This is a genomic window from Sphingomonas aerophila, assembly GCF_014199305.1.
GTDB classification, from domain to species: Bacteria; Pseudomonadota; Alphaproteobacteria; order Sphingomonadales; family Sphingomonadaceae; genus Sphingomonas; species Sphingomonas aerophila.
Window position 1 is genome coordinate 327792 of sequence record NZ_JACIJK010000003.1, and the last position, 22497, is coordinate 350288.

24 protein-coding genes and 1 tRNA gene are annotated in these 22497 nt (G+C 65.2%); 12 read left to right on the top strand and 13 right to left on the bottom strand.

What is annotated here, in order from left to right; translation table 11 throughout:
• The first annotated feature begins 49 nt into the window (after positions 1-49).
• Positions 50-871 (top strand): universal stress protein, encoded by an 822-nt coding sequence (locus FHS94_RS06395; RefSeq protein ID WP_184055821.1) that lies wholly within the window; start codon positions 50-52, stop codon positions 869-871.
• A gap of 41 nt (positions 872-912) precedes the next feature.
• Here the strand turns inward: FHS94_RS06395 and FHS94_RS06400 are convergent, their stop codons facing one another.
• The 8 genes from FHS94_RS06400 to FHS94_RS06435 all read right to left on the bottom strand — a co-directional run bounded on the left by FHS94_RS06400 (position 913) and on the right by FHS94_RS06435 (position 7713).
• Positions 913-1716 (bottom strand): universal stress protein, encoded by an 804-nt coding sequence (locus tag FHS94_RS06400; protein ID WP_184055823.1) that lies wholly within the window; start codon positions 1714-1716, stop codon positions 913-915.
• A gap of 252 nt (positions 1717-1968) precedes the next feature.
• Positions 1969-2295, bottom strand: a complete 327-nt coding sequence (locus tag FHS94_RS06405) for a response regulator (RefSeq protein ID WP_343055189.1) — start codon at positions 2293-2295, stop codon at positions 1969-1971.
• A 109-nt stretch (positions 2296-2404) separates the two neighbouring features.
• On the bottom strand, positions 2405-3019 hold the full coding sequence (locus FHS94_RS06410; protein WP_184055827.1) for a response regulator transcription factor: 615 nt from the start codon (positions 3017-3019) through the stop codon (positions 2405-2407).
• Positions 3012-4538, bottom strand: a complete 1527-nt coding sequence (locus tag FHS94_RS06415; RefSeq protein ID WP_184055829.1) for a PAS domain-containing sensor histidine kinase — start codon at positions 4536-4538, stop codon at positions 3012-3014. The genes FHS94_RS06410 and FHS94_RS06415 overlap by 8 nt, the downstream gene beginning before the upstream one ends.
• Entirely contained in the window at positions 4535-4975 is a 441-nt protein-coding gene (locus FHS94_RS06420) for a two pore domain potassium channel family protein (RefSeq protein WP_184055831.1), read from the bottom strand. Before FHS94_RS06420 ends, FHS94_RS06415 begins: the two co-directional genes overlap by 4 nt.
• Positions 4976-5029: 54 nt before the next feature.
• Entirely contained in the window at positions 5030-5839 is an 810-nt protein-coding gene (locus FHS94_RS06425) for a universal stress protein (RefSeq protein ID WP_184055833.1), read from the bottom strand.
• 52 nt (positions 5840-5891) lie between these two features.
• Entirely contained in the window at positions 5892-6542 is a 651-nt protein-coding gene (locus FHS94_RS06430; RefSeq protein ID WP_184055835.1) for a BON domain-containing protein, read from the bottom strand.
• 94 nt (positions 6543-6636) lie between these two features.
• Complete coding sequence (locus FHS94_RS06435; RefSeq protein WP_184055837.1) at positions 6637-7713, bottom strand: NAD(P)-dependent alcohol dehydrogenase; 1077 nt, start codon at positions 7711-7713, stop codon at positions 6637-6639.
• Between the two features lie 309 nt (positions 7714-8022).
• On the opposite strand from FHS94_RS06435, the gene FHS94_RS06440 reads away from it, so the two are divergent.
• From FHS94_RS06440 to FHS94_RS06455, 4 genes are all read left to right on the top strand, one after another.
• Positions 8023-10080, top strand: a complete 2058-nt coding sequence (locus tag FHS94_RS06440; protein WP_246348389.1) for a M13 family metallopeptidase — start codon at positions 8023-8025, stop codon at positions 10078-10080.
• Positions 10081-10186: 106 nt separating this feature from the next.
• On the top strand, positions 10187-10777 hold the full coding sequence (locus tag FHS94_RS06445; protein ID WP_184055839.1) for an SRPBCC family protein: 591 nt from the start codon (positions 10187-10189) through the stop codon (positions 10775-10777).
• Positions 10774-11961 (top strand): alcohol dehydrogenase catalytic domain-containing protein, encoded by a 1188-nt coding sequence (locus FHS94_RS06450; RefSeq protein WP_184055841.1) that lies wholly within the window; start codon positions 10774-10776, stop codon positions 11959-11961. The genes FHS94_RS06445 and FHS94_RS06450 overlap by 4 nt, the downstream gene beginning before the upstream one ends.
• An 18-nt stretch (positions 11962-11979) precedes the next feature.
• Positions 11980-12741: an SDR family NAD(P)-dependent oxidoreductase gene (locus FHS94_RS06455; RefSeq protein ID WP_184055843.1), complete on the top strand. Its 762-nt coding sequence runs from the start codon at positions 11980-11982 to the stop codon at positions 12739-12741.
• A gap of 60 nt (positions 12742-12801) precedes the next feature.
• Here the strand turns inward: FHS94_RS06455 and FHS94_RS06460 are convergent, their stop codons facing one another.
• On the bottom strand, positions 12802-13182 hold the full coding sequence (locus FHS94_RS06460; RefSeq protein WP_184055845.1) for a winged helix-turn-helix transcriptional regulator: 381 nt from the start codon (positions 13180-13182) through the stop codon (positions 12802-12804).
• A 97-nt stretch (positions 13183-13279) separates the two neighbouring features.
• On the opposite strand from FHS94_RS06460, the gene FHS94_RS06465 reads away from it, so the two are divergent.
• From FHS94_RS06465 to FHS94_RS06480, 4 genes are all read left to right on the top strand, one after another.
• The gene (locus FHS94_RS06465) at positions 13280-14341 is read left to right on the top strand and encodes an SDR family oxidoreductase (RefSeq protein ID WP_184055978.1); all 1062 of its coding nucleotides are present in this window, start codon (positions 13280-13282) and stop codon (positions 14339-14341) included.
• A 64-nt stretch (positions 14342-14405) separates the two neighbouring features.
• A tRNA-Gly gene (locus FHS94_RS06470) sits at positions 14406-14479 on the top strand.
• Between the two features lie 161 nt (positions 14480-14640).
• Positions 14641-14946 (top strand): hypothetical protein, encoded by a 306-nt coding sequence (locus tag FHS94_RS06475; RefSeq protein WP_184055847.1) that lies wholly within the window; start codon positions 14641-14643, stop codon positions 14944-14946.
• Positions 14947-15015: 69 nt separating this feature from the next.
• Positions 15016-16326 carry a methyltransferase family protein gene (locus tag FHS94_RS06480; protein ID WP_246348390.1) on the top strand — a complete coding sequence of 437 codons (1311 nt, stop codon included), beginning with the start codon at positions 15016-15018 and terminating at the stop codon, positions 16324-16326.
• 47 nt (positions 16327-16373) lie between these two features.
• Here FHS94_RS06480 and FHS94_RS06485 read toward each other — a convergent pair whose 3' ends face one another.
• The 3 genes from FHS94_RS06485 to FHS94_RS06495 all read right to left on the bottom strand — a co-directional run bounded on the left by FHS94_RS06485 (position 16374) and on the right by FHS94_RS06495 (position 18806).
• Complete coding sequence (locus FHS94_RS06485; RefSeq protein ID WP_184055849.1) at positions 16374-17759, bottom strand: glutamate--cysteine ligase; 1386 nt, start codon at positions 17757-17759, stop codon at positions 16374-16376.
• A 32-nt stretch (positions 17760-17791) separates the two neighbouring features.
• Entirely contained in the window at positions 17792-18535 is a 744-nt protein-coding gene (locus tag FHS94_RS06490; protein WP_184055851.1) for a 16S rRNA (uracil(1498)-N(3))-methyltransferase, read from the bottom strand.
• Positions 18536-18650: 115 nt separating this feature from the next.
• Complete coding sequence (locus FHS94_RS06495) at positions 18651-18806, bottom strand: hypothetical protein (RefSeq protein WP_184055853.1); 156 nt, start codon at positions 18804-18806, stop codon at positions 18651-18653.
• Between the two features lie 81 nt (positions 18807-18887).
• On the opposite strand from FHS94_RS06495, the gene ubiA reads away from it, so the two are divergent.
• Genes ubiA through FHS94_RS06510 form a run of 3 tightly spaced genes read left to right on the top strand, consistent with a single transcriptional unit; the run spans position 18888 to position 21991 of the window.
• Positions 18888-19814 (top strand): 4-hydroxybenzoate octaprenyltransferase, encoded by a 927-nt coding sequence (gene ubiA / locus FHS94_RS06500; protein WP_184055855.1) that lies wholly within the window; start codon positions 18888-18890, stop codon positions 19812-19814.
• A gap of 55 nt (positions 19815-19869) precedes the next feature.
• Positions 19870-21219 (top strand): TldD/PmbA family protein, encoded by a 1350-nt coding sequence (locus FHS94_RS06505; RefSeq protein ID WP_184055857.1) that lies wholly within the window; start codon positions 19870-19872, stop codon positions 21217-21219.
• Positions 21220-21232: 13 nt separating this feature from the next.
• Positions 21233-21991 carry a 3'(2'),5'-bisphosphate nucleotidase CysQ gene (locus FHS94_RS06510; RefSeq protein ID WP_184055982.1) on the top strand — a complete coding sequence of 253 codons (759 nt, stop codon included), beginning with the start codon at positions 21233-21235 and terminating at the stop codon, positions 21989-21991.
• A gap of 151 nt (positions 21992-22142) precedes the next feature.
• On the opposite strand, the gene FHS94_RS06515 is transcribed toward FHS94_RS06510, so the two are convergent.
• Positions 22143-22385, bottom strand: a complete 243-nt coding sequence (locus tag FHS94_RS06515; RefSeq protein ID WP_184055859.1) for a hypothetical protein — start codon at positions 22383-22385, stop codon at positions 22143-22145.
• Positions 22386-22497: the final 112 nt, after the last annotated feature.

Consider the following 22497-nt stretch of genomic DNA (forward strand, 5'->3'; position numbering starts at 1 on the left):
AGGGGGCGGTCAGCATGTTCGAATTGGAGTTGCGCCGAGGAGAAGTCCCATGATCAAGACGATCTATGCTTTGGTGGAAGATGCCGAAAAGGCGGACGGTTTCCTTGGAGCCCTGCGCTGGACTGCCAGCGCATACCAGGCCCACACCACCGTGCACGTCCTGACGCCGCTGCCCAACTTCATGCCCGCACTGGCGCCGCTAGGGGGCATATACATGCCGGAGGCCGTGCTGCAGGAGGAAGGCGAAGCCGAACTCGGCCACGTCCACCGGTTGCTAAAGCACACGGACACGCCGTTTGAGATCGTCGGGTTCCAGGACGACATGGCCTGGCTTTCGGGCACGGTGAAACGTCATCAGCCCCTGGCGGACATCGTCATGGTGGGGACCGCCGAAAGCTGGGAGGTGGATCGGCTACGGTGGCGTGTGGTGGAGACCGTCATAGGGACTGCGGGCTGCCCGGTGCTGCTGCTGCCGCCAGGCCGGTCGTTCTCGCAGCTAAAGCACGCAGTGTTCGGCTGGAGGAGCTCCCCAGAGGCCCGCCGGGCCTTGCACGACCTGACGAGTCTCGCGTCACCCGGCGCCAGGATCGATGTCACCGGGGTCAGCGAAGCTGCCGCCGCCGACGAGCAGACCCAGTGCGAGCTGAATGAGGTCTGCGCCTATTTGCACCGTCTTGGGTTCAACGCGAGTTCCGCCCACCTTCAGGACGGACGAGTGGCGGAGGCGCTTCAGGTCTGCACCATGGAATGCGGCGCCGATCTGCTCGCGGTAGGGGCCTTCGCTCGCTCGCGCATGCGGGAGATACTCTCCGGTGGCGTGACCCACGATCTGGTACGCGACGCTCGCGTTCCTGTTCTGTTGTCCCGATGATCGGCGGCGGGCCGCCTGTGGAGCAGGCGGCCCGTTCGACGTCAATGCGCCATGAAAAGCGGGAGGGGGCTATGGGTCAGCATGGCCCAGCTTACCCCCCCGAACAGACCTTCGATCAGGCGAAGATGGCCGAACCCGCCCATAACGACATAGCCGTGGCCGCCCGTTTTCGCTTCCTCCAGGACCAGGTCCGAAGCCTCAAAGCGCTTCGCGCGCACGCGGCGGATCTCAGCCGCAACATTCTCCCGGGCCAGATAGGCCACGCCATCCTCACTCGGCATCCGCACCGATCCGTCCATCGCTTCAAAAAGGACGACCCTGCGGGCGAACTTCAGCAAAGGCACTGCCGCACGTAGGGCCGTGACGGAACAGGGCGAGCCATCCCAAAGGACGAGCGCGTTGTCGAAGCTCATGCGCTGAAGCGTGTCCGGTACGGCCAGAATCGGCTTGTCCGCCTTGATGACCAACTCCGACGCGACGGAGCGCATATCGAGCGCCGGGGACCCGCTCAGGCGACGGTTGACCACGATCACATCCGACAAGCCCGCTGCTTGCGCAAGGCAGTCCACCAGATGTCCGGTTGCATCGACCCAATCCCAGGACACGCTTTCTCCGGCCAGTCGCTGTTCCAGGCGAACGCGGTTGGCGCTTTCCCGGAGCATTTCGTCCTGAAGTAGAAGCGACGTGCCGTAGGAGACGGGAATGTCACCGGAGATCACCGGCGGCAGGATGGTCACATCGACGCAGGTCAGGTGTCCCTCGACCAGTCGTGTCAGGTCGAGCGCCGCTTGCAACCGGCGCTCCTGGCCTGCATCGTCGTGAACAAGCAGCAGTATGTTCTTCATGATCAGCCTCCGGTCTCAGGGCCGAAAGACTAGGATGGCGCTGAGACGGGCCATATCTGCAAAGGTACGTACGCTCGGCACGACGGGCTTTCGCCTTTCCCAAGAGGCAGCGTTTCCTGCCGCCGCACTACGACCCGGCAGGCGTGACTTATGGCTTCGAGCTCAAGGGAATGTAGGATTTCCTCACGGGCATTCCGACGAGTGCGGCGCACCTTTCGGCCGCTTGATCCGAATTTGTTCGTCGACTTGAGGTCAGACCAATGCGGCCAGCAACTCGTGTCGGTGAAGAGGCTTCTCGATCAGGCCGCTGAAGCCGGCCTGGATCGCCCGCGCGGCCAAATCGGGTTCGGGATTACCGGTGACGAGCAAGGCACGTCCGCGCCAACCACGCCGTAGCAGGGTGGTCAGTAGACCTAGCCCGTCCCCGTCGTGCAGGCGGTAGTCGGCGATGAGCCAGTCTGCGTCCTCCACATTCTCCGACTGGCAGGCGGCACGGGCCCCTGCGTAGGCCCGCACCTGGTAGCCGTGCCAATGCAGCAGCAGCTGCAAGGAGCGCCGCACTGCATCGTCATCGTCCACAATGACAACTTGCGACGGCCTCGGCCGATCGGGCATTTTCTCAAGTTCGGTCATGTGGCGATCACACTAGCGAATGGCTGAATTGTGCGCGTTACGTAACTCCACCAACTCAGCCGGTTAAACCAGCTGAGAAGGCGAGGCGAAGGGCATCCGACAGGCTCTGGACATCGAGCTTGGTCATCAGGTTGGCACGGTGCACCTCAACTGTACGGGGCGAGATGCCGAGATCGTACGCGATGGTCTTGTTCGGATGCCCGCGAACCAGCCCGCGCAAGACATCCTGTTCGCGCGGGGTGAGTACGGCTATCCGGAGTTTCGCCTCCTCCCGCGACGCATGGGCCGCGTCGCGATCGTGCAGCCGGCTAAACGCGGCATTCAGTGCGCTGACTAGCTGGGCCTTCTCGAACGGCTTCTCGAGGAAGTCCACTGCGCCACACTTCATGGCCTCCACGGCAGTCGTGATATCGCCGTGGCCGGTAAGCATGATCACCGGATGCTCGATCCCGCGGCCGTTCATCCGCCGCTGAACTTCAAGACCGTCCATTTCGGGCATGCGAATGTCGAGCAGGACGCAACCAGGCTCAAGGTCCCTCGCTTCCTTCAGGAAATCGGTGCCGGACCCGAAGGTGGTCACGACGTAGCCCGACGTGCGGAGCAGAAAGCCGGCAGAACGGCGGACGCTCTCGTCATCGTCGACGACGTATACCCGACGACTATCATCCATCGGCGTGCTCTCCCGCAGCATGGGGGACGGTGAAGCGGAACACGGTTCCTCCTCCGCTTCGCGGCTCCGCGCTGATCTTTCCGCCATGAGCTTCGACAATTGTCCGGCAAATCGAGAGGCCCAGGCCCATCCCGCCATCCTTGCTGGTGGCAAATGCATCGAACAGGCGCGAAGCGATGGACTGATCGATGCCTGGTCCCGTGTCGGCAACGGCGATCTCCACGAAGCCGTCCGATCGCCGCGCCAGCACGATGATGTCCCGGGTCTCACAATCCGACAAAGCGTCCACCGCGTTCCGGAGCAGGTTCACGAGCACCTGCTGAATTTGGACCCTGTCCACAAGCCCGTAATCCGCGGCGGCATCGAGATCGAAAAGGATGCGCACGCCACGCTCACGAGCCCCGACGAGAGCGAGGCGGCTTGCCTCCTCGATGATCACCGGCAGCCGCTCGGGCCGCCGCTCCACCTCCCGTCGGGCAACGAACTCGCGCAGCCGCCGGACTATCTGACCTGCGCGTAGAGCCTCGCGTGCGCCCTCCTCAACCGCCTCGCGCAGCAACCCCCGGTCTATTCGATCGGTCGCGCCGAGCATGTCGCGCGCGGCCTCAAGATAATTGGCGATCGCGCTAAATGGCTGGTTGAGCTCATGCGCGAGCGTCGAGGCCATCGTGCCCATCGCGCTTACGCGAGATACGTGGATCAGCTCCGATTGTAATTCCCTGAGCTGCTGATCGGCGCGCTGTTTGTCGGTCAGATCCCGAATGAAGCCGGTAAAGATCTTCTGAGGACCCTCGTCGGCCTCGCCGACGGCCAGCTCCATCGGGAACACAGAGCCGTCCCGTCGCTGGCCCGTTACGACGCGACCGATACCAATGATGCGCCGTTCGCCGGTGATTGCAAAGTTCGCCAGATATGTGTCGTGGCGCTCGCGGTCGGGGGACGGCATCAGGATGCTGACGTTCCGGCCGACAACCTCGGCCTCCGCATAGCCGAACAGCCGTTCTGCTGCAGTGCTGAAGGACAGGATCCGTCCCCTGGCATCAATCACGACCATCGCGTCGAGCACGCTGTTCAGGATAGAGCGCATGTGCAGTTCGTTGTGCAGGCGCATCTGTTCTGCAGCCTTGCGGGTCGTGATGTCACTGATGCTCTGGCCGAAGCCGCGAAGGCGCCCATCTCGGCCGCGCAGCGCCACCATGGTCGCGTCTGCCGCGAACTCGCTTCCGTCCTTGCGTACCCGCCAGCACTCGCCTCGGAAGACGCCGCTTTTCAACGCCTGCTGACGGTCGAGCGCGGGCTTGTCGCTGGCGCGGTCCGCTGAGCTATAAAGCAGATCGATCGGTTGTCCGACGATCTCGTCCCGCGACCAGCCGGTGATCAGCTGCGACCCCGGCGTCCAGCTCCTCACGAGCCCGTCGGGCGAGAGAAGGAAGAGCGCGCGGTCAGTCGTGCTTTCGACGAACAGCTCGAGCTCATCCGCCAGCTCGCCCGGCGGCAGACCGTCGATCAGCTGCCTCATCTGGCCGCCTCCAGCTCGTGTTCGAGCCACCTAACCCGCCCCACCATGCCGACGAAGAAGGCCGTTGACCAGCCGAGCAGGATGATCCCGTTTGCGCCTTCGATCGCCCCCAGCACCCGCCAGTCTCTCGGCAGTAGCAGATCGCCATACCCGATCCTCGTGTACGTCGATGTCGAAAAATAGAGCGCATCATCGAAGTGCGGCAGCGCGCCCGCAGCGGCGTACAGGGCGGCGTAAAGCCAGATCTCGATTGTGTGTAGGGCGAAAAGGCCGAGCACGGCTCCTTGCAACGCAGCGATCTCTCGCAGCACTCGAAGCCTGCCCATGTGACGCTGCTGTCGGAACAGGGCCAAGAGCGCCGCGATGCCCGCAAAGTGGATGATCGCGGTGGTCGCGACCGTCAGCGATGCAAAGGCGAGCTGCGCGGCCAGTCCCATGTGCTCGGGGCTAGACGGATGGCGGCGGTCGCCCCATCCGTGTTTTCCCTTAGGTCACGGCCTGTGCGCCATGAAGAGCGGGACCTTCGAATGGGTCATCAGCCGGTGGCTGACGCCGCCGAACAGGGTTTCGCTCGTGCGCGTTCGGCTGAAGCCGCCCATGACTACGAACGCCGGCTTCATGTGCCCGATCAGATCTTCCAGGACGACGGACGCTCGATTGCCGCCTGTCCTGACTTTCTCGACGATCGGCACTATCCCGTGACGCGACAGGTAAAGCGCAGCATCTTCGGGAGGCAGCTGCACCGATCCATCCTCCGCGACGGCGATGGTTACCTTGCCGGCCCGCTGCAGAAGCGGGATCGCTGCGCCCAACGCCGCCTCGGCATCGGGGGAGCCGTCCCAGGCGACCAGAACATTGCCTCCCTGTGCTTCGAACGGCCCGGACACCTCCGGGACTGCCAACACCGGCCGTTGACCCCACGCGAGCAGGTCGGCGGTGATCCGCTCCATGTCCGGGAAGCCTTCCCGCAGCGTCGTGCTTACCACGATCAAGTCGGCGAGAACGGCATGAGCTTCGATTGTCTGCGTCACGAAGCCGACCGTCTCCACGAAGTCGAACGGCACCTTCTCCGTTTCCAGCTGTGCCCTGAGCCGAGCTGCGTGTTGGCTCTCCTGGCGCTGCTCGTCCAGGAGCAGCAACGTCCCGCTGCCATGCGCGACGTAGTCCGTCATGCGCTCGGGCACTATCGCCAGGTCGAGACAGGTAAGATGGCCGTCCAGTGCGCGAACGAGCGCCAGCGATGCCTGAAGTCGCGCGAACTGGCCGTTGTCGGCATGGGCGAGAAGCAGGATGTTCTTCATGTCGCTTCTCCGGTGAGCCCACCCGGCACCTGCCGGGCGGCGGCGGCCTCGATCAGGCGATGATGATCTGATCTCGCACGGCAGTGACGCCGGGGGCGGCCCAAGCCGCGCGTTCGGCCATCTCACGCTCGCGCCAGGCATGGACCCGACCCCCGAGCGTGATCGTGCCCCCGTCGGCAATTACCGAGATGGTCGCGGCGTCGAGGATCGCGTTGCGCTTGAACGCCTGCTCGATCCGGTCTTTCACGTCATCGACGGCGGGCACCTCTGTGACGGTCAGCAGATTGGCCACGCTGATGACACCGTTGATCCGTCCCGCCGCCTTCCGTGCAGCATCGGCCTGGAATCGGTGGTCCACTTCACCGGTGAGGGTCACGCGGCTGCCCTCGACCCTGACCTTGATCTTCTTTTCCGGAATCACCGCGTCCCACGAGAACATGCGGCAGATCCGCTCGGCGATTTCGGTGTCGCTGGTCTTTGGATCTCCCGGCCAGCGGACCTTGATGTCCTCCGCAACGGCCCTGACCCCAGCGACGCGCCGAACCGCTTCTTCGGCCGCGAGCTTCTCGACATAGTTGGGCACCAGACCGGAAAGCGTGACAATCCCGTTGGTGACGGCGACCCCGATGTGTTCATGGGTGACACTGGGTTCCCACTCGAGTTCGGCCAGAACGTCACGCTGGATGGTGCTGTCGGTCCTCATCCCGGTTCTCCTTTGCTGAAGCCCACGCTGTGGCGGAGCTTTGCGGTCAGCCCCATTCGCAATGTCCCTGATCGGGAAATCACCGATTTGTGGGTCAGGGCCGAATGGCGACCTTGATGACGCCATCCTGCTGACTTTCGAAAAGCTGATAGGCTTTCTCGATCTCGTTCAGGCCGAACCGGTGAGTAACCAGAGCGGCGGTATTGATCCGCCCTCCTTCGATCACCGCCATGAGACGCCGCATCCGCTCCTTGCCGCCCGGACACAACGTGGTTCGGATCGTATGATCGCCGAGCCCCGCGAAAAAGGCGCTGATCGGCAGTCGCAGATCCTCTGCATATACGCCGAGCGATGAGAGGGTGCCTCCGGGGCGCAGCACCCTGAGTGCCGCTTCGAATGTAGCCTGCGTGCCCAGCGCCTCGATCGCGGCGTCGACGCCGCGTCCATTCGTCAGCCGCAGAATCTCGGAAACCGGATCTACTCGGCTGAAATCGATGACGTCGTCGGCTCCCATCCGCCGCGCGACGGCCATGCGGTCCGGATTGGACTCTACGCCGATCACCAAGGATGCGCCTATCAGGCGAGCACCGGCCGTGGCGCAGAGGCCGATCGGGCCCTGCGCGAATACAGCAACGGTATCTCCGGGACGGATGCGCGCGGCCTCTGCACCGCCCAGCCCGGTCGAGAGGATGTCCGGGCACATCAGCACCTGCTCGTCCGTAAGGCCGTCCGGCACGGGTGCGAGGTTGGCCATCGCGTCAGGAACCAGGACATAGTCGGCCTGTGCGCCATCGATTGTGTTGCCGAACCGCCATCCGCCGAGCGGTTTCCAACCGTGGACCGTTCCGGCCCCGCACTGCGACCCGCAGCCGGACAGTGATGCGTTGTCCCAACCAGCAGGTGTGATGGCCCCGGCGACGACCCGCTGGCCCTCGTGATAGCCAGTCACCGCGGAGCCGAGCTTGTGGATAACCCCGACGGGCTCGTGCCCGATCGTGAGCCCCGGAGCGACCGGATACTCGCCCTTGAGAATGTGGATGTCGGTCCCGCAGATGGTGGTCGTGGTGATCCGGAGGAGCGCGTCGAGGGGACCGACGTCGGGCACCGGCTTCTCACCCAAGATCAGCCGGCCGGGCTCGACGAGGATCGTCGCACGCATAACCTCAACCATTGAGCACCGGCCGATAAGGGCAGGGGTGGTGGCGAGATAAGGGATGCACGGTCATGAACTCTCGCAATGAGCGAGCCTGCATCGAACATGAGTCTAGCCCGGAACGCGATCCGCAATCCTACGCAGTTCGCAAGCTACGATGCTGCTGCTCAGGGGCGAAACCGCAGTGGGTCTGGCCCGGAACTCGCCTTGTGTTTCGTGGTCGCGCTCCGGTTCGCGATGACTTCAAGGCGACCAAGCGGCTCTCACGCTTGCACGGGCGCGCGGAGGCGATAGGCTACGCGTCCTGTCATTCAGGAGCTGGTGGTTATGAAGTCGATGTCGCGCGCCCTGCTGGGCGTGGCCCTTCTCGCGATCGCGCCTGCTGCGCTGGCGGGGGAGGGGGCGCCGAAGGGCGCGGCGACCACGCCCGTCAAGCCGCGCATGGGAACATGGGGCTTCGATACGGCCGGCATGAATACCGCGGTAAAACCCGGCGACGATTTCTTCCGATTTGCCAATGGCGGCTGGCTCGACCGGGCCGTGATCCCGGCGGATCGCCCGGTGGCGGGCGGTTGGCTGGATCTGGAGATCGGGGCCGAGAATGATACCCGGGCTATTGTCGAGGCGCTGGCTAACGATCCCAAGGGGGGTGCGTCGGGCAAGCAGATCGGGGACCTTTATGCCAGCTGGATGGACGAGGCCGGGATCGAGGCACGCGGCGCTGCGCCGTTACGACCCTATCTCGCCCGCGTGGACGCCGTAAAAACGCGTGACGATCTGGTCCGCCTGTTCGCTGAGCCGGGCTATTATTCGCCGGCATCGATCTTCATCGAACCCGATCCGTCGCGTCCGACCCAACTCGTCGCCTGGGTCGGCCAGCCGGGCCTAGGGCTGCCGGGCCGCGACTATTACCTGCTCAAGGGCGAGAAGTATGACACGGTCCGCACCGCCTATCGCGCCTATGTGGAGCAGATACAGCGCTTGGCGGGCATCCCAGACGCTGCCGCAAAGGCGGACAGGATCATCGCGCTCGAAACCCGGATCGCGACCGACAACTGGGCGCCCGAGCGCAGCCGCGACATCCAGCAGACCTACCATCCGCTGACGCCGGCGCAGCTGACCCAGCTCGCGCCGCAGTACAACTGGCCCCTGCTGCTGCGCCAATCGGGTTTGGGCAGCGTGCCGACCCTGATCGCGCAGGAGGACACCGCAATCAAGGCGTCCGGGCAGCGGCTGGACGATGTGCCGCTCCAGACCTGGAAGGACTACCTCGCCTATCGCTTCGTCAGTGACCACGCGAGCTATCTGCCGCGCGCGTTCGACCAGGCGAACTTCGCGATGTTTTCACAAACGCTGTACGGGCAAAAGCAGCAACGTGACCGGTGGAAGCGCGGCACGTCGCAGCTCAATTCCATGCTCGGTGAGTCGGTCGGCCAGCTCTACGTTGCGCGCCGCTATCCGCCCGAGAGCGAGCGGCAGATGTCCGAGCTGATCGAGAATCTGCGCGCTTCCTATGGCGACCTGATGAGCCATGCGACGTGGATGGACGACGCGACCCGGACGCAGGCAAAGGCCAAGCTCGCCGCCTTTGAGCCGCGGATCGGGCATCCCGTCCGTTATATCGATTATTCGAACCTGGCGGTGCGCCGCGATGACCTGCTCGGCAACGCTGTCCGTTCTGAGGACTTCCAGTGGAAGCTCAGGCTGTCGCGCCTGCCCAAGCCCGTCGACCGGACCCTGTGGGACATGACGCCGCAGACGGTGAACGCGTATTACGATCCGCTGCGTAACCAGATCACCTTTCCGGCTGCTATTCTCCAGCCCCCGTTCTTCGATCCCGCGGCCGACCCAGCTGTGAACTATGGGGCGATCGGCGCGGTGATCGGGCACGAGATGGGCCACGGCTTCGACGACCAGGGACGCCAGTACGACGCGACGGGGCACTTGCGCGATTGGTGGAGCAAGGAAGCGGCCGACAAGTACACTGCCGGGACCAAGCGGCTGGTGGCGCAGTACAATGCCTATGAGCCGATCCCCGGTCTGCACGTCAACGGCCAGCTGACGCTGGGCGAGAACCTGGGCGACCTGGGCGGCGTCCAGGCGGCCTATGGTGCTTACCGCCGTTATGTCGCGCAGCATGGCGAGCCGCCGGTGATCGGTGGCTTCACCGGCGACCAGCGCTTCTTCCTCGCCTATGCACAGGTCTGGCGGGAGAAATGGTCGGAGGAGCTACAGCGTTCAGTTATGCTGACCGATCCGCACAGCCCGGACGAGAACCGGACCAACGGCGTGCTGCGCAACTTCGACCCTTGGTACAAGGCGTTCAACATCAAGCCGGGCGATAAGCTGTACCTGCCGCCCGAAGAGCGCGTTCACGTCTGGTGATCGTGACGCCCCCGTGCTGCGATATTAACGGCACGGGGGCGTAACGAGAGGAACAGCAGCGATTATCATCGGTTAACCCGGCCATCGCAGCCGAGGATCAGTACCGATGACGGACGCTTCAGACCTGCCCAAAGACGATGCGCCGCTCGCGGCCTCCAAGCAGGGTTCAGCCGCGGTAGAAGCCGCGTCGGGCAACGTACCAGAGGCGCAGGGCGCCCATATCACCGGCCGTTCGGTGACCATCAACAAGCCGGCGCAAGAACTTTATGCCTTCTTCCGCGACTTCTCCAACCTGCCAAACTTCATGGAGAATGTCGAAAGCATCCGCCTTCACGACGAGCAGCGTTCGCATTGGGTGGTCAAGGCGCCCGGCGGCCGCACGGTGGAGTGGGACGCGCGGGTCACAGAGGAAGTGCCCGGTCGCCTGATCGCCTGGACCAGCGAAGAGGGCGCGGACGTGCCCAACAGCGGCAAGGTCGAGTTCAAGCCGGTGGAGGGCCGCGGCACCGTGGTGACCGCCACCATCCTTTATGATCCGCCCGGCGGCATCATCGGCAAGATTGTCGCCAAGATGTTCCAGCGCGAGCCCGCGATCCAGGCGCGCCGCGACCTGCGCCGTTTCAAGCAGCTGATGGAAACGGGTGAGGTCGCCACCCCCGCCAAGAACCGCGCCGAATTTGAGGAGATGGGTCTGTGAAAGCGCTCGCCTGGCACGGAAAGCACGATGTCCGCATCGACAATGTGCCGGATCCCGGCATCGTCAACCCGCGCGACTGCATCATCAAGGTGACATCAACCGCGATCTGTGGATCAGATCTTCATCTTTATGACGGTTACATCCCGACCATGAAGGCGGGCGACGTGCTCGGCCATGAGTTCATGGGCGAGGTGGTCGAGGTTGGTCCCAAGTCGACGCTCAAGAAAGGCGACCGCGTCGTGGTGCCGTTCACCATCGCCTGCGGCTCCTGCTACCATTGCGGCAAGCACCAATATTCCGCCTGTCCCAACGGCCTGCCGGCCGACAACCAGGACATCGCGATGGAGCTATACGGCCACGAGATGTCGGGCCTGTTCGGCTACAGCCACATGACTGGCGGTTATGCGGGCGGACAGGCGGAATATGTCCGCGTGCCCTTCAGCGACGTTGGCCCGATCGTGATCCCGGACGGGGTTCCCGACGACAAGGTGCTGTTCCTGTCGGACATCCTGCCGACCGGCTGGCAGGCAGCCGAATATGCGGAGATCGAGCCGGGCGATACCGTCGCGGTCTGGGGCTGCGGCCCCGTCGGCTTGTTCGCGGTGCAATCGGCCTTCCTCATGGGTGCCGCGCGCGTGATCGCGATCGATCACTTCCCACGTCGCCTGGAGCTTGCCGCCAAGTTCGGTGCCGAGACGATCAACTTCGAGGAAAGCGCTGTTTACGAGGCGCTGATGGAAATGACCGGCGGGATCGGCCCGGACGCGGTGATCGATGCCGTCGGGCTGGAGGCGCACGGCCTGTTCGTCGACAACGTGGTCGACCAGGTGAAGGCATCGCTGTTGCTCGGCACCGATCGCCCGCACTCGATCCGGCAGGCGATCATCGCGTGTCGCAAGGGCGGTCGCGTGTCGATGCCGGCCGTTTATGGCGGCTTCGTCGACAAGTTCCCGCTCGGCGCCTTCATGGAAAAGGGGCTGACGCTCAAGACGGGCCAGACCCATGTCCAGCATTACATGCCCGCGCTGCTCAACGCGATCATGGAAGACAAGATCGATACCGAGTTCCTGATCTCGCATCGCATGCCGCTGACCGACGCGCCGCATGGGTACAAGATGTTCAAGGATCGGCAGAACGAATACACCAAGATCGTGCTCAAGCCGGGCATGGATCAGGCTGCATAACTTCAGGGAATTTGATTCATGGCCACTAAATTCGCAATCGTCACCGGCGCGTCTTCCGGCATCGGGCTTGAGCTCGCCAAGCTTGCCGCGCAGGACGGGTATGACTTGCTCCTCGCAGCTGACACGCCGTTCACCGAACAGGTACCCGGCGCAGAGACGCTCCAGGTGGACCTGTCGACCTTCGAGGGCGTCGAGCAACTGCTGGAAAAGGCCGGTGGGCGCCAGATCGACCTGCTTTGCGCCAATGCCGGGCATGGCCTTGGCCGCGCCTTCCTTGATCAGGCGCCCGACGACTGGAGGCACGTCGTCGACACCAATGTCACCGGCACGACCTATCTTCTCCAGAAGGTGCTCGGCCCCATGGTCGCGCGCAATGAGGGCAAGGTGTTGGTGACCGGATCGATCGCGGGCTACATCCCCGGTGCGTTCCAGGCGGTGTACAACGGCACCAAGGCATTCGTGGACAGCTTCGTCGCCGCCATCCAGAACGAGATCAAGGATGCGGACGGTGTCACTCTGACCAACCTGATGCCGGGGCCGGTCGAAACCGAGTTCTTTAAGCGTGGCGACATGATGGACACGGAGGTCGGCACTAATCCCAAGAAGTCGGATCCCGCAGACGTCGCCAAAGACGGCTATGACGCTGTCATGGCAGGCCACAAGCACATCGTGTCCGGCTGGAAGAACAAGATCCAGTCCACTCTGGCGAATGTGACGCCTAACGAGGTACTCGCAGAACAGCACCGCGGCATGGCTCAACCTGGCACGGCCAAGAACTGATCCGTTCCGATCGGTGTACAACGCCCGTCAAGCACGCAAGCGTGGCGGGCGTGTTCATTGTCAGGTTCGTCGGCCGGTCCGCCGGCTGCCAAGCTGGTCCAGCGCGTCCGCGTTCGACCGTCCCCAGGCGTAGAGCAGCTCCACAGGCTCCACGAAGCGCCGGCCTAGTTCCGTCAGACGGTAGCTGACGGCCGGCGGCACTACGCTTGCCACCTGCCGCTCCATCAGGCCGCTGCTTTCCATGTCGCGCAACGTCTGGGTCAGCATCTTCTTGGAAATGCCGGGCAGGCTCCGCAACAGCACGCCCGTTCGCGCCTCACCCCCGTGGCGGGCATCCAGGGTGTGCAGGATCATGCTCGTCCACTTGGTCGCGAACAGGTCCAGCACGCGCCGCGGCGCGCAATCCTCGCGCCATTCGTCGTCGGGGGAACGGGGATTCATCGGGATACCTTTTGGTGCCTAGGTTCCCCCATGGTGCCTTCTGGCGATGCTGGCAAAGGGACCCTAGCTGAAGCGCCGAATAGTTGGAGTCGACATGATGGCCAGGACGGCATTGGTAGTGGGGGCGAGCGGGATCGTCGGCAGCGCAACGGCGGCGCTGCTCGCAGGGCAGGGGTGGACCGTGCACGGTCTCGCACGGCGGCCGGTGGACCAGGCCGGCGTCGTCCCGGTCGCGGCGGACCTGCAGGACCCAGACTGTACCGCACAAGCATTGGCGGGCATCAACCCCGACGCGGTGTTCATCACCACCTGGTTGCGACAGGACAGCGAGGCGGAGAACATCCGCGTCAATTCGGCCATGGTGCGCAACCTGCTTGATGGGCTTCCCGCACCAACCGGTCCGCGTCACGTCGCACTCGTCACGGGCCTGAAGCATTATCTCGGGCCGTTCGAGGCTTACGGCAAAGGTGCACTGCCCCAGACGCCCTTCCGCGAGGAACAGGGCCGGCTGGACGTCGAGAACTTTTATTACGCGCAGGAGGACGAGGTCTTTGCGGCAGCCGAACGCGACGGCTTCACCTGGAGCGTGCATCGCCCGCACACCGTGATTGGCAAGGCGGTCGGCAACGTCATGAACATGGGCACGACACTGGCCGTGTATGCGACGATCTGCCGTGAAACCGGCCGCCCGTTCACCTTTCCGGGTTCTCCCGCTCAGTGGGAAGGCCTGACCGACATGACCGACGCGGGCCAGCTTGCCGAGCATCTGTTGTGGGCAGCAACGACGCCTGCCGCTGCGAACCAGGCCTTCAATGTCGTCAACGGCGATGTTTTTCGTTGGAGCTGGATGTGGCCGCGCCTTGCCGGCTGGTTCGGCATCGAGGCAGCAACATTCGATGGCGTCGTGCGTCCGCTCGAGCAGCAGATGGCCGGTCACGCCTACATCTGGCGCGAGATCGCAGGGCGAGAGGGGCTGGCCGAGCCCGACCTCTCGCGGCTTGCCTCCGCCTGGCACACCGACGCGGACCTTGGTCGCCCGATCGAGGTGGTGACCGACATGTCCAAGAGCCGCCGGATGGGCTTCACCGGCTATCGTGCCACCGATGATGCCTTTTTCGACTTGTTTGAGCGATTGAGGTCCGACCGACTGATCCCGTAAGGCGGTCGGACCACTTCAAGCAGTTGACCACGGCGCCCCGGTCGTGGCACGGCGGCGCCAGGGCGCGGGTATAGCACAATGGTAGTGCAGCAGCCTTCCAAGCTGAATACACGGGTTCGATTCCCGTTACCCGCTCCACTGTTGCCCGGCCGAACCGGTAGCTTATCCCAGAACAGCGCGTAGTCAGCCGAATATCGCTGGGCCGCGCTGATCGTCCAGGCCAGTACCGCGTAGCACCTTCGGCTCCACTTAGGAGCCAATCGAGAACCCGGTCGTTGCCGGGTTCAAGGGAGAGGAGCATGGGGGCGTCAACGGGACCCAAAGTGCTGGTTGGCTGGAAGCGGACCGAAACCGAGCATGGTTGCGTGTTGACGCTGCAACTTGCCCGAACCGCGTCTGACTATGCGGAACACAAGCACCTGCGGACGACCTTTGTCATGAACGATCGTCAGTTGCGCTCTTTCGCTCGCGATCTGACCAGGGCCGCCAATGAGCGCGGGATCGAGCTGTTTTCCCGGCCGCCCTGGTGGCGACGGCTCTTGCAACGGCTCCGCGACAGGCGCGACGCGAACAGCCCGGCCATGGACCGATCGAGCACGGCATGACCTGAACGGTCCGGCGGGCGCAGCCACAGTTCACGTGATCCTTACCACTGGCGCGTTATCGCGGGCGCGATGGTCCATGATCGCCGCCCTTTCGCCGCTTCCGCCGATCCACGTCCCGCGTCGGCCGTCAGCACCGGGGCGGGCATGGCCGGACTGGCCGGGGTTGCGCTGTGGCTCGGCACGGCACGACTGTTTCGCCTGGACGGCCCTTATGCTGCGCTGGTGATGCTGGCTGCCTGCGCGCTTCCCATGGTGGTCTGGTCACTGGCGGTCGACAAGGTGCATCGGCGCCCCAGCACCGGCATCGACTGGAACCAGGCGCGCGAGTGGAGTGCCACGCGTGAGGACAGCCTCATCAGGCTCGCGGGTTACTGGATAACCTGGGCGGGCATCGCGCTGTTCTATTTCGCGGGCCGGTTCTACTGGCAGGGCGATTACCCGTTCGCGATGTGGTGCCTTGGCCACGCGGCGCCGGTCGTGGCGCTGCTGTCGATCCCGTACGTGTTCTGGCTCGATCGCTACCTTATCGAGCCACGCGATGGTGCATGGCATCTGGGCGCGTGGCTGACCGGGCAAGCCGGGTGGGAAGCAGGCATGATCCAGCATCACCTGCGCGCCTGGGCGGTAAAGGGCTTCTTTCTCGCCTTCATGCTGGCGATCGTGCCCCCGGGCTTCGGCAGCTTTGTTCGGGCCGACACTTCGGCAATGTTGCATGACCCGGTCGCGCTGTCGGGCTGGCTGGTCACGCTGATGTTCACCGTCGACGTGGCTTTCGCGACGGTTGGCTACGTGCTGACGTTTCGGCCGCTCGACGCGCACATCCGCACCGCTAATCCGTTCGCGGCCGCATGGATGGCCGCGTTGATCTGCTACCCGCCGTTCGTGCTGATGGCGACGGGTGGCCCGCTCGACTATCATCCGGGCACGTCGGATTGGGTTTACTGGGTTGGTGATCACCCTGTCCTGCTGGCGTTATGGGGCGCGGTACTGGTTGCGCTGACCGCGATCTACGCCTGGTCCACCGTTGCTTTCGGCCCGCGCTTTTCCAACCTGACGCATCGCGGCATCATCACCCATGGCCCGTACGCATGGTCACGGCACCCGGCGTACCTGTCCAAGAATCTGTTCTGGTGGGTATCGACGATCCCCGTGCTCTCAACGGGCAGCCTGGTCGACGCCGCCCGCGCCACGCTGCTCATGGGGGCGGTCAGCGGCGTTTATTACTGGCGCGCCCGGACGGAAGAGCGGCACTTGGGCCAGGACCCCACCTATGCCGACTACAGCGTCTGGATGAGCCGTCACGCGCCCGTGCCGCGCCTCTTTCGCTGGGTGGGCGGGCGTGACCGCACCAGCGATGGTCCGTTACGAGCGGAAGCCTAGTACCGATCCATCGGTCTGCACTCCCGCCGTTGCGGGAGTGGAAAGGGTCAGAAGCTTGCTTCCCCATAGATGTTCGACACGTCGCCGTTCCAGGCGCCGTTGTACCGCTCCAGCAGCACTTCGGCCGGCACCTTGCCCGCGCGCACGATTTCACGCAGCGGATCCAGGAACCCGGTTTCGTCGTCGCCCGCGGCGTTGAACCGAGCCCGCGCCGCAAGGCCGGAATGGGCGATGTCGAGCACCTCGCCCGCAATGTCGCGGAGCGTGCGGCCACCGGGGACGGGCGCATCCAGCGCCTGCTCCGGCACTGAATCGCGCAGCTGCTGACGCTGGTCCAGTGTCCAGTGCTTGACGAGGTCCCAGGCCGCATCAAGCGAGCCCTGGTCGTACAGCAACCCAACCCACAGCGCCGGCAGCGCACAGATCCGGTTCCAAGGCCCGCCATCGGCGCCCCGCATCTCCAGGAAGGTCTTGAGCCGCACTTCGGGAAAGGCGGTCGACAGGTGGTCGTTCCAATCGGCCAAGGTCGGCTTCTCGCCCGGCAGCACGCTCAACTCGCCGCGCAGGAAGTCGCGAAAGCTGAGGCCCGCCGCGTCGATGTAGCGGCCCTCGCGGTAGACGAAGTACATCGGCACATCGAGTGCGTAGTCAGCGTAGCGTTCGTACCCGAACCCGTCCTCGAACACGAAGGGCAGCATGCCCGTGCGCGCCGGGTCGGTGTCGGACCAGATATGGCTGCGGAAGGACAGCATCCCGTTCGGCTTGCCTTCCGTGAAGGGCGAGTTGGCGAACAGCGCCGTGGCGAGCGGCTGCAGCGCCAGCCCGACCCGGAACTTCTTCACCATGTCCGCTTCGGACGCGTAGTCGAGGTTGACCTGGATGGTGCAGGTCCGCAGCATCATGTCGAGCCCCAGGCTGCCGACCCGCGGCATATGTCGGCGCATGATGTCGTAGCGCCCCTTGGGCATGATCGGCAGCTCGTCGCGCCGCTTGTCCGGCCACATGCCAAGGCCCAGGAATCCAAGTCCCAGTTCCTCGCCCGCGGCCTTCACCTGGTTGAGGTGCCGTCCAGTTTCGGCGCAGGTCTGGTGCAGGCTCTCCAACGGAGCGCCCGACAGCTCGAACTGTCCGGCCGGCTCCAGGCTTACCGAGCCGTCGTCGCCCGCCAATGCGATGACCTTGCCGTTCTCCTCCACTGGCCGCCAGCCATAGCGGGTCAGCGCCATCAGCAGGTCGCGGATGCCACCCGGCTCTTCCCATGAGGGCGCCCGGTGGTCAGCGGTCCGGTAAACGAATTTCTCGTGCTCCGTCCCGATCCGCCAACGCTCCGCCGGCTTCTCGCCGCGCGCGAAGCTCGCGACCAGTTGCCCATGCGACTCGATGGTCGGCGAGGATGTGGAAATGGAGCCGGGCTCGTCGAGCTTGGTGGTCATGGGCGCGCCTTACGCGGGGATGAACGGACCCGCTACTGCCAATCGCCCGCCGCTGCCATCCAGAGCGAGACAGCGGCAGCAGCGGCCGTGTCGGCACGCAGAATACGGGGGCCCAGCCCGATGCCGACGGCGTCCGGCAGCGCCCGGATCGCGTCGCGTTCGTCGGAATCGAAGCCGCCTTCCGGCCCGATCAGGATCGCGGCTGGCCCAGGATGGGCACGCATCGCGTCGAGCGCGGGGGTCCCTCCCATTTCGTCGGCAAAGAACAGCGCCCGGCCCGTGGGCCAGCTTGCCAGCACCTGGGGCAGCTTTAACGGTTCGGCGACCTCGGGCAGCGCGGTGCGGCCGCATTGCTCGGCAGCCTCGATCATGTGCGCACGCAGGCGATCGGTATTGGGGCGGTCAACTACCGTGCGCCGCGTCACCACGGGCATGAGCCGGGCTACTCCGAGCTCACAGGCCTTTTCCGCCAGCCAGTCGACACGGCCTTTCTTCAACGGCGCCGCGACCAGCCACAGGTCGGGCACCGCCTCCCGCTCGCTGAGTTGCTCGGTGACGTCGAGCGAAAGAGCGCGCTTGCCGACCTCGCTCGCAAGTGCCAGCCATTCGCCTGTGCGATTATCGAACAGGCGAACCGGGTCGCCTACCGCCACCCGCATTACGGAGACGAGGTAGTGCGCCGCCGGCCCGTCCAGTCGCAGCGGCCCCGTTCCAAGCGGCTGGTCAACAAACAAGCGCGGCGTGGAGCGCGGCGGCCAGGCGGGGGTGGCAGGCATGGTTTGGGCTGTAGCGCGCGGGGGCGGACAGGCAAAGCCGGCCGCGTGCGCTATGCAGCCGTTACGGGCGACCGCATTGAAGCCTGCCAATCACCTGACGGCAGCCGATTATCGGTCACTGGCGCTTCAACAGCCAGCGTATCGCGACATAGCTGAGCAGCAAGATCAGCACGCCACCCACCGCCGCCACCGCGAGCGAGCCGGCAACGCGGAAGATCGCCCAGAACAGCGCTTCCACAAAACGGCCAATGGCGACGGACAACCCGATCATGCCGGCGACTCTGGCCGAACTTCACGGCAGGAGCGAGGCATCGCTTGCACGTGGGGATGCGCGCGGGCCACAGAGGCGTCCATGCCAGCCGAGCAGTCCGATCAAATCACGCCGCCCGTTCCCGACAGCCAGCATGGCGGGCTCGTGGGCCGCTTGCCCGTCGTGCCCCGCGCCCTGGCGCTGCTCGCCCGCTTTGACCGGCCGATCGGCTGGTGGCTGCTGTTCTGGCCGGGTGCCTGGGCCGTCGCCTTGGCCGGTGGCGGGCTGTCGCGCTGGCCGCTGCTGGCCTGGCTGCTGGGCGGCAGCATCGCGATGCGCGGGGCGGGATGCGTCTACAACGACATTGTCGATCGCGATCTCGACGCGCAGGTCGCACGAACACGCTCCCGTCCCATTCCGGCGGGGTTGATATCCGTGCGCGGAGCATGGATCTGGCTCGCGACGCTATGCCTGGCCGGGCTGGTGGTCTGGCTGCAGCTCGGCTGGCCCGCGCGCCTGGTGGCCCTCGCCAGCCTGGCGCCGGTGGCCGCTTATCCGTTCATGAAGCGGATCACCTGGTGGCCACAGGCGTGGCTTGGCCTGGTCTTTTCTTGGGCGGCGCTGGTCGGCTGGGTGGAAGTGGCGGGCAGCGCCGGGTGGCCGTTATTACTGCTTTACGCGGGGTCAATCGCCTGGGTGATCGGCTATGACACGACCTACGCCTTGCAGGACCGTGAGGACGACGCGCTGATCGGGGTCCGCTCCTCCGCGTTGCGGCTGGGCGGGGCCGTCAGAGCAGGGGTGCTCGGCTTCTACGCGGTGGCGACCGGTTGCTGGGCTGGCGCGATCTGGCTGGTGCGGCCGGACCCGATTGCCATCGCGACGTTGCTGCCGCTCGCAAGCCACCTGTTGTGGCAGGCGGTGACGCTTGATCCGGCAGATGGGGCGGGCGCGCTGCGCCGGTTCCGTTCTAATCGCGGCGCCGGGCTGCTGATGTTCCTCGCTTGTCTGGTGGTTGGGAGCGCATAACGCGGGTGCAATCGCGGCCTAGCGCACCGGCGCGCAACGCCCTACCTCGCCCATCATGCTGAACCCTGAATATGCCGCGACGCGCGCCCGAGACATTGTCGATCGCGCGACCCGCGCTGGTGCCGACGCCGCCGACGCCGTGTTCGCCGCCGATGCCGCGTTGGAAGTCTCCGTCCGGCTCGGCAAGCTGGAGGATGTCGGCCGGGCTGAAAGCGCAGAGCTTGGACTGCGGGTCTTTGTCGGAAGACGCTCGGCCAGCGTGTCGACCTCCGACCTGTCCGACGATGCCCTGAATACACTCGTTGAACGTGGGATGGCGATGGCACGCCAAGCGCCGGAGGACGAGTGGGCGGGTCTCGCGCCCGCCGAGCGGCTGATGCGTGGTGACCCGCCTTTGCTGGACCTGGACGATAGTGGCGGGGTCGAACCCGCCGCGCTGCGCGACGCGGCGATGGCGGCGGAGGACGCGGCGCGGTCGGTTGAAGGCGTGACCAACTCGGAAGGGGGCGGGGCGAGCGCCTCGCGGGCCATTTGGGCGCTCGCGACCAGCCACGGGTTCACCGGCAGCTATGCCGCGACCGGGTACAGCGTGTCGGCAAGTGTGCTCGCAACCGGCGGTGGTGGAGCGATGGAGCGCGACTATGCCCATCATGGCGCGCGTTTGCGTCGGTTGCTCGACGACCCAGCGGCAGTCGGCCAGCGCGCCGGGGAGCGCGCGGTGGCCCGCCGCGACCCAGGCCGCATGACGAGCGGAGCGATGCCGGTCGTGTTCGACCCGCGCGTCGGATCATCGTTGCTCGGCCACCTTGTTGGCGCAATCGGCGGCGGCTCTATCACGCGTCGCACCAGCTTCCTGCTCGAAGCGCTGGGCGACCAGGTGTTCGCGCCGGGTATAGCGGTGCGTGACGACCCGCATCGCCCGCATGGTCTGCGCTCGCGCCCCTTTGATGGCGAGGGACTGCCAGTGTCGCCGACCGCGATCATCGAGGATGGCGTGCTTCAGACCTGGTTGCTCGATTCAGCTGCCGCGCGTCAGTTGTCGCTGGAGCCGACAGGCCATGCGGCCCGTGGGGTGGGGGGAGCGCCGGGCGTGTCGACCGGCAACCTTTACCTCGAAGCGGGGGCAGTGCCGGTGGAAACCTTGCTCGCCGATGTGGGCGAGGGGGTTTATGTCACGGAGCTGATCGGTCAGGGCGTGAATGGTGTCACCGGCGATTATAGCCGTGGCGCCGCCGGGTTCCGCATCAGTGAGGGACAGATTGCCGGACCGGTCGCGGAGTTCACCATTGCCGGCAATTTGCGCGACATGTTTCGGGCCCTGACTCCAGCCAATGACCTTGAGTTCCGGTATGGAATCAACGTTCCAACGCTCCGGGTGGACGGGATGATGGTGGCGGGTGGCTGATCCGATAGCCGCGATGCTGGTGGACGAGGTTGAGCGGATCGCGCGTGAAGCAGGCGCGCTGGCTCTCGAGAGCTGGCGCGGCGACTTCAAGCGTTGGGAAAAGGCGCCCGGCAATCCGGTGTGCGAGGTCGACCTTGCCGTCGACGAGCTGCTCCGCAGGCGGCTGTCCGCTCTGCTTCCAGAGGCGGGGTGGCTGTCCGAGGAGACGGAGGACGACATCGATCGCCTCGGTCGCGATCGCGTCTGGGTGGTCGACCCGATCGACGGCACTCGCGACTACATCCGCGGGCGGACAGGCTGGGCAGTGTCGGTGGCCTTGGTGAAGGCGGGGCGGCCAGTGTTGGCGGCGCTGCATGCGCCCGCGCTGGACCAGACCTGGTGCGCGACATTGGGCGGCGGAGCCTATCGAAACAACGTGCGGGCATTGGCGAGCGACCGCACTGAGCTGGCAGGCGCCCGGGTGCCGAGCGATGGCCTGTCGCGGGCGGATCGCGACCTGATGGCGCTGGCAAAGCCCAATTCGATAGCGTTGCGGATCGCAATGGTGGCCGCGGGAGAGGCTGATCTTTTCGTCACCCAGCGTTGGGGCAACGAATGGGACATCGGCGCGGCGGCGCTGATCGCGACGGAGGCCGGTGCATGGGTGTCCGACGCGCATGGTGGCGCGCTGGCCTTTAACAAGCCGGACCCGCGCATGTGGGGGCTTCTCGCCTGCGCACCGGAGCTACGCCGCGCCGCCCAGATGCGTTTCGCGCCCGCCAGTGTTGTTTAGCCGCTAGCTCCAGTCCGGAGCGGTTACGAGCGAGGAACCTGGATGCCTGCCGCTGGGCGACATCGAACAATGCCTCCCCGACCCCCCCAAACAAAAAAGGGGAGCCGCAAGGCCCCCCTTTCCCGAAATCGTCAGGCTTTGCAGCCGTTGATTAGTTGCTGTCCGGCTCGTCGTCCGAGTCGGCAACCACAACGATACCAGCAACGACAGCAGCCGCCGCGAGAACCGCGATGAAGATGCCGCCGCCAGCCAGCTTGTCCTTGCCGTTAGCCGAGGTCGCGCGAACCGACTTCGACACCGACAGAGCTGCCGCCGGGTTGGCCGGAGCGGCCATCGCCGGGCTCACTGCGAGCGCCGCAGCGGCTGCAGCCGCCATGTACTTACCAATACGCATAGAATTCACTCCCTTCCGTGCAGATCTCATATTGCATCAGCGAACGACACTGGCAATCCGTTTCAGTCGAGCGGACGCCTTTGGCGGCCAATGTTGCTCCGTCGCCACACTC

Excerpts from the sequence above, each read along its gene's own strand:
- FHS94_RS06510 (WP_184055982.1), top strand. The coding sequence starts at position 21,233 with ATGCTGGTGGACGAGGTTGAGCGGATCGCGCGTGAAGCAGGCGCGCTG.
- FHS94_RS06425 (WP_184055833.1), bottom strand. The coding sequence starts at position 5,839 with ATGAAGAACATCCTGCTTCTCGCCCATGCCGACAACGGCCAGTTCGCG.
- FHS94_RS06410 (WP_184055827.1), bottom strand. The coding sequence starts at position 3,019 with ATGGATGATAGTCGTCGGGTATACGTCGTCGACGATGACGAGAGCGTC.
- FHS94_RS06465 (WP_184055978.1), top strand. The coding sequence starts at position 13,280 with ATGGCCAGGACGGCATTGGTAGTGGGGGCGAGCGGGATCGTCGGCAGC.
- FHS94_RS06445 (WP_184055839.1), top strand. The coding sequence starts at position 10,187 with ATGACGGACGCTTCAGACCTGCCCAAAGACGATGCGCCGCTCGCGGCC.
- FHS94_RS06430 (WP_184055835.1), bottom strand. The coding sequence starts at position 6,542 with ATGAGGACCGACAGCACCATCCAGCGTGACGTTCTGGCCGAACTCGAG.
- FHS94_RS06460 (WP_184055845.1), bottom strand. The coding sequence starts at position 13,182 with ATGAATCCCCGTTCCCCCGACGACGAATGGCGCGAGGATTGCGCGCCG.
- FHS94_RS06475 (WP_184055847.1), top strand. The coding sequence starts at position 14,641 with ATGGGGGCGTCAACGGGACCCAAAGTGCTGGTTGGCTGGAAGCGGACC.
- FHS94_RS06435 (WP_184055837.1), bottom strand. The coding sequence starts at position 7,713 with ATGGTTGAGGTTATGCGTGCGACGATCCTCGTCGAGCCCGGCCGGCTG.
- FHS94_RS06415 (WP_184055829.1), bottom strand. The coding sequence starts at position 4,538 with ATGAGGCAGCTGATCGACGGTCTGCCGCCGGGCGAGCTGGCGGATGAG.
- FHS94_RS06440 (WP_246348389.1), top strand. The coding sequence starts at position 8,023 with ATGAAGTCGATGTCGCGCGCCCTGCTGGGCGTGGCCCTTCTCGCGATC.
- FHS94_RS06400 (WP_184055823.1), bottom strand. The coding sequence starts at position 1,716 with ATGAAGAACATACTGCTGCTTGTTCACGACGATGCAGGCCAGGAGCGC.
- ubiA (WP_184055855.1), top strand. The coding sequence starts at position 18,888 with ATGCCAGCCGAGCAGTCCGATCAAATCACGCCGCCCGTTCCCGACAGC.
- FHS94_RS06505 (WP_184055857.1), top strand. The coding sequence starts at position 19,870 with ATGCTGAACCCTGAATATGCCGCGACGCGCGCCCGAGACATTGTCGAT.
- FHS94_RS06455 (WP_184055843.1), top strand. The coding sequence starts at position 11,980 with ATGGCCACTAAATTCGCAATCGTCACCGGCGCGTCTTCCGGCATCGGG.
- FHS94_RS06395 (WP_184055821.1), top strand. The coding sequence starts at position 50 with ATGATCAAGACGATCTATGCTTTGGTGGAAGATGCCGAAAAGGCGGAC.
- FHS94_RS06480 (WP_246348390.1), top strand. The coding sequence starts at position 15,016 with ATGGTCCATGATCGCCGCCCTTTCGCCGCTTCCGCCGATCCACGTCCC.
- FHS94_RS06515 (WP_184055859.1), bottom strand. The coding sequence starts at position 22,385 with ATGCGTATTGGTAAGTACATGGCGGCTGCAGCCGCTGCGGCGCTCGCA.
- FHS94_RS06495 (WP_184055853.1), bottom strand. The coding sequence starts at position 18,806 with ATGATCGGGTTGTCCGTCGCCATTGGCCGTTTTGTGGAAGCGCTGTTC.
- FHS94_RS06420 (WP_184055831.1), bottom strand. The coding sequence starts at position 4,975 with ATGGGACTGGCCGCGCAGCTCGCCTTTGCATCGCTGACGGTCGCGACC.
- FHS94_RS06490 (WP_184055851.1), bottom strand. The coding sequence starts at position 18,535 with ATGCCTGCCACCCCCGCCTGGCCGCCGCGCTCCACGCCGCGCTTGTTT.
- FHS94_RS06485 (WP_184055849.1), bottom strand. The coding sequence starts at position 17,759 with ATGACCACCAAGCTCGACGAGCCCGGCTCCATTTCCACATCCTCGCCG.